The 15,219-nt window shown below is 33.6% G+C and carries 17 protein-coding genes and 2 tRNA genes; 8 read left to right on the top strand and 11 right to left on the bottom strand.

The window, feature by feature from the left end; all coding sequences use genetic code 11:
* Window positions 1-126: 126 nt before the first annotated feature.
* Both R1X58_RS01765 and R1X58_RS01760 read right to left on the bottom strand, forming a co-directional pair.
* Window positions 127-396 (bottom strand): (4Fe-4S)-binding protein, encoded by a 270-nt coding sequence (locus R1X58_RS01765; RefSeq protein ID WP_240571626.1) that lies wholly within the window; start codon window positions 394-396, stop codon window positions 127-129.
* 149 nt (window positions 397-545) lie between these two features.
* Window positions 546-2,132: a peptide chain release factor 3 gene (locus R1X58_RS01760; protein WP_240571623.1), complete on the bottom strand. Its 1,587-nt coding sequence runs from the start codon at window positions 2,130-2,132 to the stop codon at window positions 546-548.
* Between the two features lie 205 nt (window positions 2,133-2,337).
* Here R1X58_RS01760 and idi point away from each other — a divergent pair, with 205 nt between their 5' ends.
* The 3 genes from idi to R1X58_RS01745 are packed head-to-tail and all read left to right on the top strand — an operon-like array spanning window position 2,338 to window position 4,244.
* Complete coding sequence (gene idi, locus R1X58_RS01755) at window positions 2,338-2,862, top strand: isopentenyl-diphosphate Delta-isomerase (protein WP_240571621.1); 525 nt, start codon at window positions 2,338-2,340, stop codon at window positions 2,860-2,862.
* Window positions 2,862-3,272, top strand: coding sequence for a 6-pyruvoyl trahydropterin synthase family protein (locus tag R1X58_RS01750; RefSeq protein WP_240571619.1), 411 nt, complete (start codon window positions 2,862-2,864; stop codon window positions 3,270-3,272). The genes idi and R1X58_RS01750 overlap by 1 nt, the downstream gene beginning before the upstream one ends.
* A 3-nt stretch (window positions 3,273-3,275) precedes the next feature.
* Window positions 3,276-4,244: a type I phosphomannose isomerase catalytic subunit gene (locus R1X58_RS01745; protein ID WP_240571617.1), complete on the top strand. Its 969-nt coding sequence runs from the start codon at window positions 3,276-3,278 to the stop codon at window positions 4,242-4,244.
* A 38-nt stretch (window positions 4,245-4,282) separates the two neighbouring features.
* Here R1X58_RS01745 and R1X58_RS01740 read toward each other — a convergent pair whose 3' ends face one another.
* On the bottom strand, window positions 4,283-4,654 hold the full coding sequence (locus R1X58_RS01740) for a hypothetical protein (RefSeq protein WP_240571615.1): 372 nt from the start codon (window positions 4,652-4,654) through the stop codon (window positions 4,283-4,285).
* Window positions 4,655-5,107: 453 nt separating this feature from the next.
* Between R1X58_RS01740 and R1X58_RS01735 the strand changes: the two genes are divergently transcribed.
* From R1X58_RS01735 to R1X58_RS01725, 3 genes are all read left to right on the top strand, one after another.
* On the top strand, window positions 5,108-5,377 hold the full coding sequence (locus R1X58_RS01735) for a hypothetical protein (protein ID WP_240571613.1): 270 nt from the start codon (window positions 5,108-5,110) through the stop codon (window positions 5,375-5,377).
* 62 nt (window positions 5,378-5,439) lie between these two features.
* Window positions 5,440-5,513: transfer RNA gene (locus R1X58_RS01730), tRNA-Thr, on the top strand.
* Window positions 5,514-5,595: 82 nt separating this feature from the next.
* Window positions 5,596-5,669 (top strand) — tRNA-Thr (locus R1X58_RS01725).
* Between the two features lie 155 nt (window positions 5,670-5,824).
* Here R1X58_RS01725 and R1X58_RS01720 read toward each other — a convergent pair.
* The 3 genes from R1X58_RS01720 to R1X58_RS01710 all read right to left on the bottom strand — a co-directional run bounded on the left by R1X58_RS01720 (window position 5,825) and on the right by R1X58_RS01710 (window position 8,872).
* Complete coding sequence (locus R1X58_RS01720; protein ID WP_240571611.1) at window positions 5,825-6,520, bottom strand: DUF4369 domain-containing protein; 696 nt, start codon at window positions 6,518-6,520, stop codon at window positions 5,825-5,827.
* A gap of 50 nt (window positions 6,521-6,570) precedes the next feature.
* Window positions 6,571-7,881: a DUF819 family protein gene (locus R1X58_RS01715; RefSeq protein WP_240571609.1), complete on the bottom strand. Its 1,311-nt coding sequence runs from the start codon at window positions 7,879-7,881 to the stop codon at window positions 6,571-6,573.
* A 289-nt stretch (window positions 7,882-8,170) separates the two neighbouring features.
* Window positions 8,171-8,872, bottom strand: a complete 702-nt coding sequence (locus tag R1X58_RS01710) for a porin family protein (RefSeq protein WP_240571607.1) — start codon at window positions 8,870-8,872, stop codon at window positions 8,171-8,173.
* A 486-nt stretch (window positions 8,873-9,358) separates the two neighbouring features.
* On the opposite strand from R1X58_RS01710, the gene R1X58_RS01705 reads away from it, so the two are divergent.
* A complete protein-coding gene (locus R1X58_RS01705; protein WP_240571605.1) occupies window positions 9,359-10,024 on the top strand; it encodes a M15 family metallopeptidase in 666 nt (221 codons plus the stop codon).
* 3 nt (window positions 10,025-10,027) lie between these two features.
* On the opposite strand, the gene R1X58_RS01700 is transcribed toward R1X58_RS01705, so the two are convergent.
* The 3 genes from R1X58_RS01700 to R1X58_RS01690 are packed head-to-tail and all read right to left on the bottom strand — an operon-like array spanning window position 10,028 to window position 12,373.
* Window positions 10,028-11,269 (bottom strand): DEAD/DEAH box helicase, encoded by a 1,242-nt coding sequence (locus tag R1X58_RS01700; RefSeq protein WP_240571603.1) that lies wholly within the window; start codon window positions 11,267-11,269, stop codon window positions 10,028-10,030.
* A 33-nt stretch (window positions 11,270-11,302) separates the two neighbouring features.
* Window positions 11,303-11,683: a hypothetical protein gene (locus R1X58_RS01695; RefSeq protein ID WP_240571601.1), complete on the bottom strand. Its 381-nt coding sequence runs from the start codon at window positions 11,681-11,683 to the stop codon at window positions 11,303-11,305.
* Window positions 11,684-11,734: 51 nt separating this feature from the next.
* On the bottom strand, window positions 11,735-12,373 hold the full coding sequence (locus R1X58_RS01690) for an MOSC domain-containing protein (RefSeq protein ID WP_240571599.1): 639 nt from the start codon (window positions 12,371-12,373) through the stop codon (window positions 11,735-11,737).
* A 151-nt stretch (window positions 12,374-12,524) separates the two neighbouring features.
* Here R1X58_RS01690 and R1X58_RS01685 point away from each other — a divergent pair, with 151 nt between their 5' ends.
* Window positions 12,525-13,556 carry a hypothetical protein gene (locus tag R1X58_RS01685; RefSeq protein ID WP_240571597.1) on the top strand — a complete coding sequence of 344 codons (1,032 nt, stop codon included), beginning with the start codon at window positions 12,525-12,527 and terminating at the stop codon, window positions 13,554-13,556.
* Window positions 13,557-13,654: 98 nt separating this feature from the next.
* Here the strand turns inward: R1X58_RS01685 and R1X58_RS01680 are convergent, their stop codons facing one another.
* Both R1X58_RS01680 and R1X58_RS01675 read right to left on the bottom strand, forming a co-directional pair.
* Window positions 13,655-14,485: an FKBP-type peptidyl-prolyl cis-trans isomerase gene (locus R1X58_RS01680; RefSeq protein WP_306468577.1), complete on the bottom strand. Its 831-nt coding sequence runs from the start codon at window positions 14,483-14,485 to the stop codon at window positions 13,655-13,657.
* A 37-nt stretch (window positions 14,486-14,522) separates the two neighbouring features.
* The gene (locus tag R1X58_RS01675) at window positions 14,523-15,200 is read right to left on the bottom strand and encodes a DUF4377 domain-containing protein (RefSeq protein WP_240571596.1); all 678 of its coding nucleotides are present in this window, start codon (window positions 15,198-15,200) and stop codon (window positions 14,523-14,525) included.
* Window positions 15,201-15,219: the final 19 nt, after the last annotated feature.

The raw sequence follows: 15,219 nt of genomic DNA, 5'->3' as shown, positions 1-15,219 counted from the left end.
TCGAAGATTCAGCGGAGCTAATTTATTTCAGAATATTACATTTTATATGAGTTTTGATGTTTACAGCAAACAATTCAGGCTAAAAAAAAAAGTCCCATTGAAAATTTCAATGGGACTTTTTTCTGTTTAAACAGCTGTTTCAAGAACTGGCTTTTTCTTAATCTCGGCCTTTTTTACAATCAGTTTTCTTTTGAATTGTAAGGCACCAGACGGACAGCGGTTAACTTGTTTAATGATGCGTTCTGCATCACTTCCGTCCAAATCAATCCAGGGAATTATAGATGTTCTAAAAACATCTGATAATTCTTTTATACACTTCTCAGCGTGTATGCAAACATTCGGTTCATAAGTCACAGTAATTTCCGAATTACTGAAAGTATTAGCTTCTGTTTTCATAGGTTTTAGCAATTTTTCGGGGTATGAACGAGCTACAAATTTACTTAACTACAACGTTGTAGTGTAATTTACTTGACCAACGTTCTATATACCCGATAATATGCCGGAATTAAAGTTGATGAATTATAATAATTTAGTATTGTTCTAATTTAAAATTCAGATGTAAAATGGAATTTAATACTCGGGTAGGTTTGCTGTGTCATTTGCAGCGAAAATGCCGAGTCTGCTAAAAAGACTAACTGTTCGTGTTTGTCTTTGGCTAAGTAACGTTGTTTTACGCGCAAAAACTCTTTGTATTCTTCACTTTTTTCGTCTTCAGCCTGTACCCAGCATGCTTTATGAACGTTTAAATTTTCGTAAGAACACTTCGCACCGTATTCGTGTTCCAAACGGTACTGAATAACTTCGTACTGTAAGGCACCAACGGTACCAATTACTTTTCTTCCATTTAATTCTAAGGTAAATAACTGCGCAACCCCTTCGTCCATTAACTGATCGATACCTTTGTATAATTGTTTAGATTTTAAAGGATCGGCGTTGTTAATATATCTAAAGTGTTCCGGAGAGAAACTAGGTATTCCTTTGTAGTTTATAGTTTCTCCTTCGGTTAGGGTATCTCCAATTTTAAAGTTTCCGGTATCGTGTAAACCAACAATATCACCAGGGTAAGAGATGTCTACAATTTCTTTCTTCTCTGCAAAGAAAGCGTTAGGACTTGAGAATTTTAATTTCTTGCCATGTCTAACGTGTAAATAAGGTTTATTTCGTTCGAAAGTACCTGAAACAATTTTTATAAATGCCAGACGGTCTCTGTGATTAGGATCCATATTGGCGTGTATTTTAAATACAAATCCGGTAAAGTTTTTCTCGTCAGGATTAATTAAACGCTCTTCACTTTGTTTTGGTCTTGGTTTCGGTGCAATCTCAACAAAGCAATCTAAAAGCTCGCGAACACCAAAGTTATTTAAGGCCGAACCAAAGAATACAGGTTGTTGGTTTCCGCTTAAATATTCGTCTTTATCGAATTCAGGATAGATTCCTGAAACAAGTTCTATCTCGTCACGTAAGGTGTTGGCCGATTTTTCACCAACCAATTTATCTAATTCAGGAGACGATAAGTCTGAAATTTCAATGGTTTCTTCAATGTTTCTGCGGCTATCACCACTGAAAAGGTTTACGTTTTTCTCCCAGATATTATAAATACCTTTAAACTCGTAACCCATACCAATAGGGAAACTTAAAGGCACTACTTTTAATCCTAATTTTTGTTCTACTTCATCAAGTAGGTCGAAAGCATCTTTACCTTCACGGTCTAATTTGTTAATGAAAACAATCATAGGAATGTTTCGCATTCTACAAACTTCAACTAGTTTTTCGGTTTGTTCCTCAACCCCTTTTGCAACGTCTATAACCACAATAACGCTGTCTACAGCGGTAAGTGTTCTAAAAGTATCTTCAGCAAAGTCTTTGTGACCAGGTGTATCTAAAATATTAATTTTAGTGCCATTGTATTCAAAGGCCAATACAGAGGTTGCCACCGATATACCACGCTGGCGCTCAATTTCCATAAAGTCACTCGTAGCACCTTTTTTGATTTTATTACTTTTTACAGCTCCAGCCTCTTGAATAGCACCACCAAAAAGAAGTAATTTTTCGGTTAATGTTGTTTTACCGGCATCGGGATGTGAAATAATACCAAAGGTACGACGTCTGTTAATCTCTTTTTGAAAACTCATAATTATAATTTGCAAATGGGCTGCAAAGATACTATTAATAAATGCAAATTAAATAACAATAATAGCTTTAACTTAAAATTATTATAAATACTGATTTCATTGTTTTTAGAGAATTAAACATGTGTATTCAAGTGGGGGCTTGAGTTAAAAAAAGATATTTTAAACCATTAGTAAACCTCGTTGTATTTTGTACTTTTGTTACACTATGAAAGAAGAACAAGTCATCTTAGTCAATGAAAACGATGAGCCAATTGGTTTAATGCCAAAAATGGAGGCTCACGAAAAAGCATTATTACACCGCGCATTTTCTGTATTTATATTTAACGATAAAAATGAACTGATGTTACAGCAACGTGCAGCTCACAAATACCATTCGCCTTTATTATGGACCAACACCTGTTGCAGCCACCAGCGCGATGGTGAGTCTAATTTAGCAGCAGGTAAACGCCGTTTACAGGAAGAAATGGGTTTTGTAGCAGACCTAAAAGAAACAACTTCGTTTATTTATAAAGCGCCTTTTGATAATGGTTTAACCGAACATGAGTTCGATCATGTTATGGTTGGATATTATAACGATAGTCCTAAAATTAACCCGGATGAGGTTGAAGCCTGGAAATGGATGCCTTTAGAAGCTGTAAAGGAAGATATAGCCGAGCAACCGGAAATTTATACCGAGTGGTTTAAAATTATTTTCGATAAATTTTATCAGCACATTAACGTCACAAAATAATGAAAGTAACGGTAAACAGAAAAGCGCATTTTAATGCAGCTCACCGGCTTTTTAAGGAAGGCTGGAGCGACGAAAAAAATCTGGAGGTATTTGGCAAATGCAGCAATCCTAATTACCACGGACATAATTACGATTTGGTGGTGAGTGTAACCGGAGAGATAGATGAAGAAACAGGGTTTGTTATGGATATGAAGATCTTAAAAGATATTATAAGAGAAGAAGTTGAAGAACCCTTGGATCATAAAAATTTGAATTTGGAAGTTGAAGCGTTTAAAACCTTGAACCCAACAACCGAAAACATAGCAGTATATATTTATAATCAAATTAAACCTAAACTAAAACAAGATTTAAGTCTTGAGGTTACCTTATACGAAACACCTCGAAACTTTGTAACCTATTCAGGAACCTAAACTATGAGTCAATTGTATCCATTAAAATTTACCCCGATATTGAAAGATAAAATCTGGGGAGGTCAAAAATTAAAAACAGTATTAAATAAAGAGTCTAATCTGCCTAATATTGGCGAAAGCTGGGAGATTAGCGATGTTGAAGGCGATACTTCAATAGTTTCTAACGGAAGTTTAAAAGGGCAATCATTAAAAGAATTATTAGAAACCTATAAAGGTGATTTAATAGGTGAAAAGAACTATAAAGTTTTCGAAAATAAGTTTCCGTTATTAATTAAGTTTATTGATGCAAAGGAAGATTTATCTATTCAGTTACATCCAAATGATGAGTTGGCAGCGAAGAGACATAATTCGTTTGGTAAGACCGAAATGTGGTATGTATTTCAAGCCGATGACGATTCAAATTTAATAGTAGGTTTTAATCAGGATATGACGCCTGAAAAATATCTGGAACATTTAGAAAATAAAACCTTAACAAAAATCTTAAATTTCGATAAGGTACAAACCGGAGACACTTATTTTATTGAAGTGGGTAGAGTACATGCCATAGGTGCCGGTGTTATGGTTGCCGAAATTCAGCAAACCAGTGATATTACATACCGTGTATACGACTGGGATCGCGTAGACGATCAAGGTAACGAACGTGAGTTACATAACGATTTGGCAATCGATGCTATCGATTTTAATATGCCGGACAATTTTAGAGTGACTTACAAAAAGACTGAGAATACCTCTAATGAAATGGTAAGTTGTCCATACTTTACAACAAGTTATTTAAAAGTTACCGAAACCTTAAAAAAGGAGAATAAAGAAGATTCTTTTTTAATTTATATGTGTGTTGAAGGTGATGCCGAGATTTCTGCAAATGGCGTTACAGAGACTATAAAAAAAGGAGAAACATTATTATTGCCGGCGGCAATAAAAGATTTCGAAATACACGCCAAAGATGCTACATTGTTAGAAGTTTATGTATAAAAACAAAAAATCCCAAGTCGTTTACTTGGGATTTTTATTTAACAAGCCGTTTTGCTTTCGTTAAACTGGACGTTATCTACCGGGAAATTAAATAAAGCACTACAAATTCTCTCGTGATGATTTAAAGTGTTTTTTGGTTTTGTTACCAGAATATTTACCAGATAGCCATTAGTGGTTTGTTTTACTAATTGCGCTTGTATGGTAAGTTTATCTTTCACAAAGGCATTTTTATGCATTTTAAATTTGTAATCTGTAAATTCAGGAACCTCCTGTAAATAAAATCCTTTAACAGGAATTGCAGCAATATTTTTTACGGTATCGTAAAGTGTGCTTGGTAATAAAAATCCGTTAGCGTTACTTATTTTTTTTGTTACTATAAATGGAACGTTTGTATGTGTGTTAGTGTTCATAATTTTAAATTTTAAGGGTACAACAATATCGGTATGAGTCTGTGGTTATCGCGCATAGAACATAAGGTCTTGGCCGAATAAAATAACTTAATAATAGATTGGACGGTTTGGGTAATGGATTTGATTGTTTTCATAATTCAAAAAATTAATGTTAAAAATTGATTTAAAATAAAAAAGGTGCCTTTTGTAAAAAGCACCTTTTGTTGTTTATCGTTGTAATATAACTTTACATGTATTCAAGATGCTCACAGAATGGTTTAGATTTTAACATAGCAAAAGCGACCGCTTTCCACTGTTGTGAAGTACGGGTACAAATCTGCTTATATGACATTCTTAATGTGTTCATCGAAGTAAATTTAAGTATAATTTTTTTATTATTAATTATTTAAATTAAAAATATGTGATTTTATTTAGGATTAGTGTAATTTTGCGGCAAATAAAACACATATAATTATGGCAAATAAAAGAGACCTTAAAAAAGACATCAACTATGTATTAGGAGACATTATTGAGGCAGTTTATGTTTGGGAGTATGCTAATACAGATAAGGATACTAAAGAAAGTTCTGCTATTATTGACGAGGCAATTGCTACGTTTGATGAATTAATCGCAAGGGTAAATGAAAAGCCTGCAGATACTGCAAAAGCTCATTTTAAAGCAATTACGAATGAGTTAGAGAGCAAAGGAAATGCATTGATTGAAAAAATTAATAAATTAAGTTAATTTTTTTTGACGGATTGTTTGCAGATTTAATTTAAGCGATTATATTTGCACCCGTCAAAAACGCCGATATAGCTCAGCTGGCTAGAGCAGCTGATTTGTAATCAGCAGGTCGTGGGTTCGAGTCCCTCTATCGGCTCTAAAGCTTCACGAAAAGTGAAGCTTTTTTATTGACAAAGTTACATTCAGTTTATGTTATTTAAAATGAGTGTTTTAGTAATGCCGATGTAGCTCAGCTGGCTAGAGCAGCTGATTTGTAATCAGCAGGTCGTGGGTTCGAGTCCCTCCATCGGCTCAAAAAAGCTTCACCTAAAGTGAGGCTTTTTTATTGGGATTTATTAATGAAGATACTATTAGATATTAGTTCATAATATAGAATGGTAAGGGTTAGACAAAAAAAAGACATTCAGTTTCCTGAATGTCTTTTTTTATAAGTGTTAGTTAAAGTTGTTATTCGGTAGCTTTAATTTTATCAACAAACTTTTGTAGTTCTTTACCATATTTAGATGCTTTAACTTCAGGTGATAAAGAATTGTTGATGGTATCTAATAAATTTACTTTAGCATTATAGATTTCAGATAAAGCCAGATATGGTGCTACCTCACTGTTTTTGTTGTTAAGAGCGAAATTAACTGTAAATAAGTAACGTCTTTTAATCAAGTTTTGCGACATTTTGTTAACGCTGTCTAACTTATCTTGATTATTTTCTTTTCTAGCTTCAAATTCAGCTTTTATTAGTTCAAGATTTTGGTAGTTAAGACGAGAGATCATGTCGTTATAACTTTCTAAAACCTTTTGTTGCTCCGATCCTTTAATTTTAGCATCTACAGCAAAGTTTTTCACAGTAGTGTTAATTTCCGTTACGCCTTTATCTGCAAAAAATGAGATGCGTTCGTTTTCGGCTGTGTTTTTATTTAAGTATAGGAAGAACATTTCCGGAGATTCAATAGGACTGTGTAGTTCTAATTCTGAACTACCATTTACCACAACAGAATCTACTGTTACTAATGCGGTATCCTGAATTTTCTTTAGATAAACGGTTCCTTTTTTTAAGCCTTTAATGTTTGTTTTTACAACTAAGTCGTGTTGTTCTTTTCCGCAAGAAATAATAGATAATGCTAAAATTAAAAATGCAATTTTTTTCATGTATTAGTTTGTATTAAGTGTCGCAAATATGCTAATAAATTTGGTAATTATTAAGATGCTGAAGCCAATTCCATTAAAATAGTACAGACTATAGCAGAAATAGTACCTATGGCATAACCAAACACAGCAAGTAAGACACCAACGGTAGCTAACGACGGGTGAAAAGCTGAAGCAACAATGGGGGCAGAGGCAGCTCCACCAACATTAGCCTGACTTCCTACGGCTAAAAAGAAATAAGGAGCTTTAATCAGTTTAGCCACCAATATTAAAAGTGCGGCGTGGATAGTCATCCAAACTAACCCTACAGCAATAAGTCCGACATTATCGAAAATCAGTCTTAAATCCATTTTCATTCCTATAGAAGCTACTAATATATAAATGAAAACACTACCAATTTTACTGGCTCCTGCGCCTTCGTAATTTTTAGCTTTTGTGTAAGACAATAAAATAGCAAAAATTGTTGATAAGCTTATCATCCAGAAAAATTCAGAATCCAAGAAGGTAAACATGTTTCTGGTTGTTGCATTTTCGATGGTTGAAACTAAATTTCCGAAAAAGGGCCCTAAATAACCTGAAAGGAAATGTGATATACTTACAGTTCCAAAAGCAATGGAAAGCATAAGCATATAATCGGTTAGGGTAGGATTCTTTTTAATACTCTCGGTAAAATCAGATACTTTAACTTTTAGGTTTTCAATGGAAGAGGTATCTGCTTTAAACCATTTGTTAATTTTATCACGTTTTCCAATACCTATTAAAATAATGGCCATCCATATGTTAGCTACAACAATATCTACGAATACCATACCTCCATATAGTTTTTGATTATATCCGTAAATTTCAAGCATGGCAGTCTGGTTGGCACCACCACCAATCCAGCTTCCAGCTAATGTAGATAAACCTCTCCATACAGCATTAGGACCTGCACCACCAACCGTTTCAGGAGAAATTATTGAAATTAAAAGAATAGCGATAGGACCGCCAATGACAATACCTACAGTACCAGTAAAAAACATGATTAGCGCACGCCATCCTAAATTAAATACAGCTTTTAAATCGATGCTCAATGTCATTAATACAAGCGCAGCTGGTAATAAAAATCGGCTTGTAATGAAATATATGCTGCTTTTATGTTTTACAATCTCGTTGGCCTCACTTAAAGTTTCCCATTCCGGAGAGATGAGTCCGGCCGAAGTTAGTATAGCGGGTACCATATAAGCCATAAATAAGCCTGGAACAATTTTATAAAATTTTGGCCAGAATCCGCTAGTTCTGGATTCTGTATAGAATACAAATCCTAAGGCAAGCATTAATAGTCCAAAAGTGATTGTATCGCTAGTAATTAAAGGCGCGTTATCCATAATTATAAATGTGTTTTGAATGAGGGCAAAATAACAATAATATTATGATAGAGACAATCTTTAAGGCATTGATTATGGATTTTCAGTTTATAAAAAAATGGAATAATTGTTATTTGAATCTGGTTTGGCACAGTAATTGTCATTGAATAATCAGTTGCATTCTAAAAACAAAGTTTATTGAGTGGTTACTTTAAACTATAGAAATGCATTTCATATTTTTGGTTGGTTAGTTAAAGAAAAAAGCATCCTGTGTAGGATGCTTTTTTTCATATTATTATTTTATTCTTCCTTAATCGTAAGGACAGGCGCAATATTTTTTCTTGAATAAATCGCTAAGTTTCATGTCTGTTCTTAATATATCAATAAATAAACTTAGTCTTAGAGAGCTGGCTTGATAGGGTTTTAAATCAGCTAGATTAGTACCATAATCACTATAAATAATATCAAGTAATTCTTCTTCGGTTGTATTGGTTGCTTGTTCGTAGCGCAGGTCTAAACCAAATCTGTTATACCTAACCATAATACCAAAATTTAAACTCATGGTGTTTTTTTCTAAATCCGGACCGCCATCACTGTACGAGGTTACTTGTACACCTTCTAATTCAGTATCTTTATAAAAGTTGAAACTTGGACCAAAATATAAACGCACAGGTTTAATAATTCTAACACCAGCAAGAATAGGAATTTCCATTTTAGACGTTTTCCATTGGGCTTTACTTCTAGGTAATTCGTAATTATTGTTAAATGTAACGTAATTAAATTCAGGTTGCACAAAGAATATTCCAAATTCTCCTGTAACATAAGCACCAAGCTGATACCCTAGTTCTTTATTGGGTTGGTGATTAATAGCTGGTTCATTATTATAGGCTCGCTGGTAAAGAGTTCCTATCTTATTATTGTTTATTCCTCCTTTAACTCCGAAGGCATATTCCTGTGCAAAAGAATAAGAAAAAATGAAAAGAGAAATAGTTAAAAGTAGTTTTAGTTTCATATGTTGATAGTTTTCAGGGCTTTCGTGCTAAAATTAACAAGCATGTAAGTGTAAGAGGTAATTTAATCGTTGAAAGCGATTTTTTTTCGACAAGGCTTTAGTTTTCGATTAAAATTAGGAAGAAAATCCGCCTGTTTTATCGTTTGCACATCAAACTTGGTGTAATTTTGATGTAAAATCAAATGTGCATTTCGTCGATTAAATTGTATTTTTAATCAGTAAATGTTAAAATTATATGTATTTCGTCGAATATTAGTGTATTTTATCGTTGGTAATGATTAATAATTATATCTTTGAAGAGTACTAAATAATATACTTTTTAGTTCAATGGATTAATTAATTAATATTTGCATTATGTTGTTATTAAGGAAACCCTAAATCTACATCGTAATATAAAAGCAAATTAGAAGAAACCGAGTTTGAGGGAACTCGGTTTTTTTGTATTCTTTAGTTTGATGTAGTTCTATTTTACTTATTTTAGCTAGCATGAGCAACTTAGTAAAATACCTTTTTATTTTCTTTATTTCTTATTCATTTGCGCAATTACCAACCGGGTTTGTATATGCCAATGAGGTTATTCCTGATTTAGATGTAGATTTAAGATATTACTCCTCAAATAATTTTGTAGGCAAACCTGTAACGGGTTATTTATCGAACGAATTGATTTTGACACGTCAGGCCGCCGAAGCTTTAAAGTTGGTGCAGGAAGAACTGCAAAGTCAGAATTTATGCTTATTAGTTTTCGATGGTTACAGACCGCAACAGGCCGTTAATCATTTTATGAGTTGGGCTAAAGATTTAAATGATACGGTTAATAAACAGAGGTTTTATCCTGATGTAGCTAAGCAGGATTTGTTTAAAGAAGAATACATTGCAACCCGATCTGGCCATAGCAAGGGAAGTACCGTCGATTTAACGATTATAGATGGTAACACCGGAAAACCTTTAGATATGGGAAGTGATTTTGATTTCTTCGGAGAAGCTTCATGGGTGAATTATGCTCATATTACAGAAGCACAAAAAGCTAACCGCATGTTATTACAAACGGTAATGTTAAAACATGGTTTTAGAAATTACCCAAAAGAGTGGTGGCATTTTACGTTAAGAAACGAGCCATTTCCTACGACCTATTTTGATTTTCCTGTTGAATAAGTCTTAATACCAGCGCTTCTTTTTCTTTTTAGAGCCCTCACTTTTACGTCCTTTCTTATGTTTACTGCCTTGGTTTTTAGATTTGTGAACTTCAGGCTTGGTCTTAGGGTCTAAAGGATATGGGTGATCTTCAATAACATCTAATTGTAATTGAATTAACTGTTGAATATTGGTGATATATGTTTTTTCGTCGGCAGAACATAAAGAATACGCGGTTCCGCTTTTTCCAGCACGTGCTGTTCTACCAATACGATGTACATAAGTTTCAGGTACGTTTGGTAAATCGAAATTAATAACAGCGTCCAATTCATTAATATCAATACCACGAGCAGCAACATCGGTAGCTATTAAAATATTAACATAGCCATTTTTAAATTTGTTCAAGGCTTCCTGACGCAGATTCTGGGTTTTGTCACCATGAATACTATCTACTTTATAGCCGTTTTTTAATAAGGTTTGTTCGAGTTTTTCAACGCCAAACTTAGTACGTCGGAAAATGATAATACTCCCTTTTATAGTATTTCTAAGCAAGTGTAAACACAACTCAATTTTATTACGTTTAGGTACATAATAAAGGACTTGATTGATGTTTCTTGATGTAAATGAATTTTGAGCGACTTCAATACGCTCTGGATTTTTTAAAATGGTATTTGCTAGTTGTTCCACTTTGTAGGGAATCGTAGCCGAAAACAATAAAATTTGTTTTTCTTTAGTACATAAACGCTCTATTTTCTTAACGTCATCAATAAAGCCCATGTCTAACATTAAATCGGCTTCATCTAAAACTAACGTCTCAACATAATCGAGATTAAGAAGATCTTGTTTGTGTAAATCTAAGAGTCTACCTGGAGTTGCAATTAAAATATCAACACCTTTATTTAAAATATCTTTTTGAGGCTCAATAGATGTTCCTCCAAAAACAACTGCTGTTCTTAAATTGGTATACGTACTATAGGTTTTAAAGTTATCGAGAATCTGAACTGCTAATTCTCTTGTTGGACTTACAATTAATGCTTTAATTTTTTTCCCGTTTTTCGGCGCATCCTGATAATCGAAAAGCGATTGCAAAATAGGAAGGGCGAATGCAGCAGTTTTTCCTGTTCCTGTTTGTGCAGATACAATAACATCTTTTTTCTCTAATACAAAAGGAATTGTTTTTTCCTGAACTAGTGTAGGGTTATCGTAACCAGCTTCTGCGATGGCTCTTAAAATAGGCTTATTTAATTGTAAGTCTTTAAATGACATAGTATAATTTTATGCCACAAAGATAAGGTAATTTTAAATGAGGAGTTTTTTTATTTTAATCGCGTTCCAAGTGTTGTCTACAGCAAGGAGTTTTGTGGGTTTTAATCGGTAGTCTCCTAAAAAATCCCAGTCGAATTCGATATGTAATTTAGAGATTTCACTAATGGTGGTTTCATTAGGATAAAACACCCAAAGAATTGAAGAATCTAATAGGCGAGGGAATAGGGTTAACATTTGATTTACAAAATCTTCTTTGGTATTAACAAACACTAAAGCGCATTCCACACAAGAGGTGGTAACTATGGATTCAGAATGACTAACATCATCAAAAATATCACTAAAAGATTCTGGTTTATTTAAAATATAAACGTCTTTAAAATTTTGAAGCTTTAATTTTTTAGGTAGTGTTCGCATATCTTAAATATACAAAAAAAATCAAAATGTTATACCAGCAATTAAGGTTTACTAATACAGTACAAATTGTTTTAAATCTTTTCTTTTTTTCGGAGGAATAGAATCACTTTTAATGATTTTCTTGAGTAAATTCTGATCTTTTTCAGAAGAAAAAAGCAAATTGAAAAACTGGTATACTGTTATACTGTTTGAAGCTTGTTCTATAAGTTGAAACTGGTCACCTTTTGTGACGTATCCTTCTTCTAAAACACGAACATAGGTGCCGGGAAAGCCTTTTTTTATAAACTGCTTTATAATACCTTGAGAGCCAAATTTAATACCCAGTTTCCAGCATGGTTCACGTGGTTCGGTAACTTGTATTACAGCAGAACCTACCTTGTAAATATCACCTACATAAATTTTAGTTTCATCAAAACCAGATACAGTCAAATTTTCACCAAACATTCCCCAATCCCAATTCAGATTGTGGTATAGAGATTTCCAGTAAGCGTATTGATTTTCAGAAAACAGATAACATGCTTTAAACGCACCGCCATGGTATTTTCTATCGATAACGCTATCATCTTTTACATCGCTTTTGCCTAGAAAAATAGGGGTGTTTGTTGGATGCTTATAGATGCCTGTTTGTACGGGTTGGTCATTCCAGATAACGGTTTTTGGAATGGAAATATTAGTAGATTTAATTTGCATGTAAGACACTTTTGCTGATACACATAAAGGTATTAAAAATTGCTCGTTGAAAAAAATATGCAGAATTTAAAAACCACACTTTCCTTTTTTTCGTAAGTCTCGCCAAAGCCCCGAATATTGAAATAGTCATTAATCCACTAAATTATAAATTATGAAAACAATTCAATTATTCACATGTGGCTTTTTAGCCTTAACACTTACTAATTGCCAAGATGAATCTGTAGATACCTCAACTATGGATGATTATAATAGCATGGCAAATAAAACACTTAAGATGTCTGAAAAAATGAAAGGACATTCTGTTTATGTTTCTTCAAATAATTCAGGAAAGTTAAGTGTTTTCGATATTCAGGAAAGTTTGGAAATGCCAAGTATGAAGTCTTTAAGCTTGCCTTATATGGATGCCGACGGGGTCGAGTATGATGTTAATAGAGATGCTATTTATCAGGTAAATCGATCAGATAAAGCTTTGGTAACTTTATCACATATTTCGCAAACCATGGATGGCGATGAGATAATGCCTACAGCAATGGGCCCTTCAACATTCGAAAATGGCAGAGGCTCTGCATTATATAATAATAAAGTAGTAGTTGTAGATGATGTAACTCCTGGTAAATTGGTGAGTTATCATGTGAATGAAGATGTTATTTCAGATTTCAGACAATACAATGTTGGCTTTGAAGTCTGGGATGTGCATGTAAATGGTAAAGATTTATGGGCTATTGAAGACGTGTCCAGTAATCTGGTGTACTTTAAAGATTTTCATAATGCTAAAAGCGGCGATTTAATGTATAGTGCTAAAGTGTCAATTGAGGGTTTAATACGCACGCATGGTTTGGATTATGATGCCATGACAGATACCATGGTGTTAACCGATATAGGTTCTGCTGCTGTTCCCGATGACGGAGCATTGGTTATCATTAATGAATTTTCTAATAAGTTTATGGCGGCGATGGATAGTGGAATAATTCCTATGGAAGACCAAATAAGAATAGAAGGGGATATGACTGAATTAGGTAATCCAGTAGACGTTGCAGTAAGTCCTGCTAAACAGGCTATTTTTGTAGCGGAGCGTGCACAGCAAAAATTATTGATTTTTGAAATGCCTGTGAGTAGTGGTAATTATGCTCCTATGTATTCAACTTCCGTTCCAGGAGCAAGTTCTGTAACAATTGATTTCTAATGCTTAGAACAACTCTTGTATTGTTTGTATACTAAAGTAAAAAGTCACCTTAAATTTATAAGGTGACTTTTAAATTTTTAGTGGTAATTCTTTTTGTTTTAATTAATAGACTTTAATTCAATGTCAAAAATTAAAACAGAACCACCAGGTATTGGATAATTATCGAAATTACCATAACCTAAGTGGGCTGGAATAAAAAGTGTTCCTTTACTACCTTCTTTAAAATATGGAATGCCTTCTGTAAACCCTTCAATTACTTTGTCTAAATCGAATGATTCGCCGGAAACAGTTGATTCACCAAATATTTCACCATTAAGTAAGTAACCTGAATAGGTAATAGTAACATTGTCTGTTGAGGTAGGGTAAGCGCCGGTTCCTTCCTCTGTGATTGTATAATATAAACCTGAATCTGTGCTTTGAGCTATTATTTCATTTTCGGTTAAATATTCCTGAATTTGAATGTCGTTTTCAGTTTTATAGTTCACATAAACCAATTCAATATCAAAAATGATAACTGATCCCCCAGGAATATCATTATATTTATTACTTCCGTAAGCTAAATGCGACGGAATTAATAATTTACCGCGTCCACCTTCATTAAATTTTGTTAATCCTTCAGCAAAACCTGGAATAACATATTGAAGTAGAAAAGAAGCACCTTCTGTGCTTTCATCAAAAACCTCCCCGTTAGTAAAGTAACCTTTGTAAATGACTTTAACACGGTCTGTGGCGTTCTCGGGCATTTCTCCGGTACCTTGTTCATCAATAACGTAGTACAAGCCTGTAGCTGTTTTTTCAGCATTTAAATTGTTTTCTGTAATGTAAGCCTGAATTTCTTCATCATTTTGAAGACTGTAATCCACAGGATCATCACTGCTACAAGACATAAAAAAGATGAATGCCGTAGCTAATGCAAATAATTTTTTCATAGAATTTTTTAGGACAAATATAAAAGAACTAAATGTTTTAGTCTACCTTTTTAAGTGCAAGTGTTTCATTGCCATTAGCATCATAAAAAGTTAGTGTTAAATTTTCTTTTTTATAGCTTACCGATACGTTCAATGCTTTGTTAAATTGATTAGGAATAGTCATATCCATGCACATTTTACGTGTTGAAGCAATGGGCCCGAATTCTATATTTCTGGCTGTAATATTTTTAATTTCTCCGGTGAAATTATTACAACCATCGGTTCCTGAAATCTGCATTTTAGCAATGTTGATTTCCAAATTAGGTGTTTGTCTGGATTTAGCAATAGGAGAACCATTGATGCCTGTCACCATCCAGATGTCGTTTAGAGTCATTTTAGGATCCTGTTTTTTTTCTAAAACTTTAACTAACTTATATTTAATTGAAGAGGCATCGGCAGGAACATCTTTGGGGTCTAATTGCGTTTCGGTAACTTCAATTTTTTGAAAATATCCGAATTCAAATTCAAAGCCCTCAATAGGTGCATAAAACGAACTCCAGGTTGCTTTGTCAACATCAACGCCTTTATAAACCTGTAAACACTGCATTTTTCCTGCTCCAGCGCTACAGTCTGTTTTTACACTGTTAACCCAGTAGGTTGTTGTTTTAATAGAGTTACAAGAAGTGAAAAGTGTTGCTATTATGGTTATTGGTAACATGGTTTTTAGTAATGACATATCTCAATGTATTTAAAAG

Source organism: Aestuariibaculum lutulentum, from assembly GCF_032926325.1.
GTDB classification, from domain to species: Bacteria; Bacteroidota; Bacteroidia; order Flavobacteriales; family Flavobacteriaceae; genus Aestuariibaculum; species Aestuariibaculum lutulentum.
Note: the sequence above shows the minus strand (reverse complement) of the source record. Positions and strands in the feature narration are given on the sequence as shown.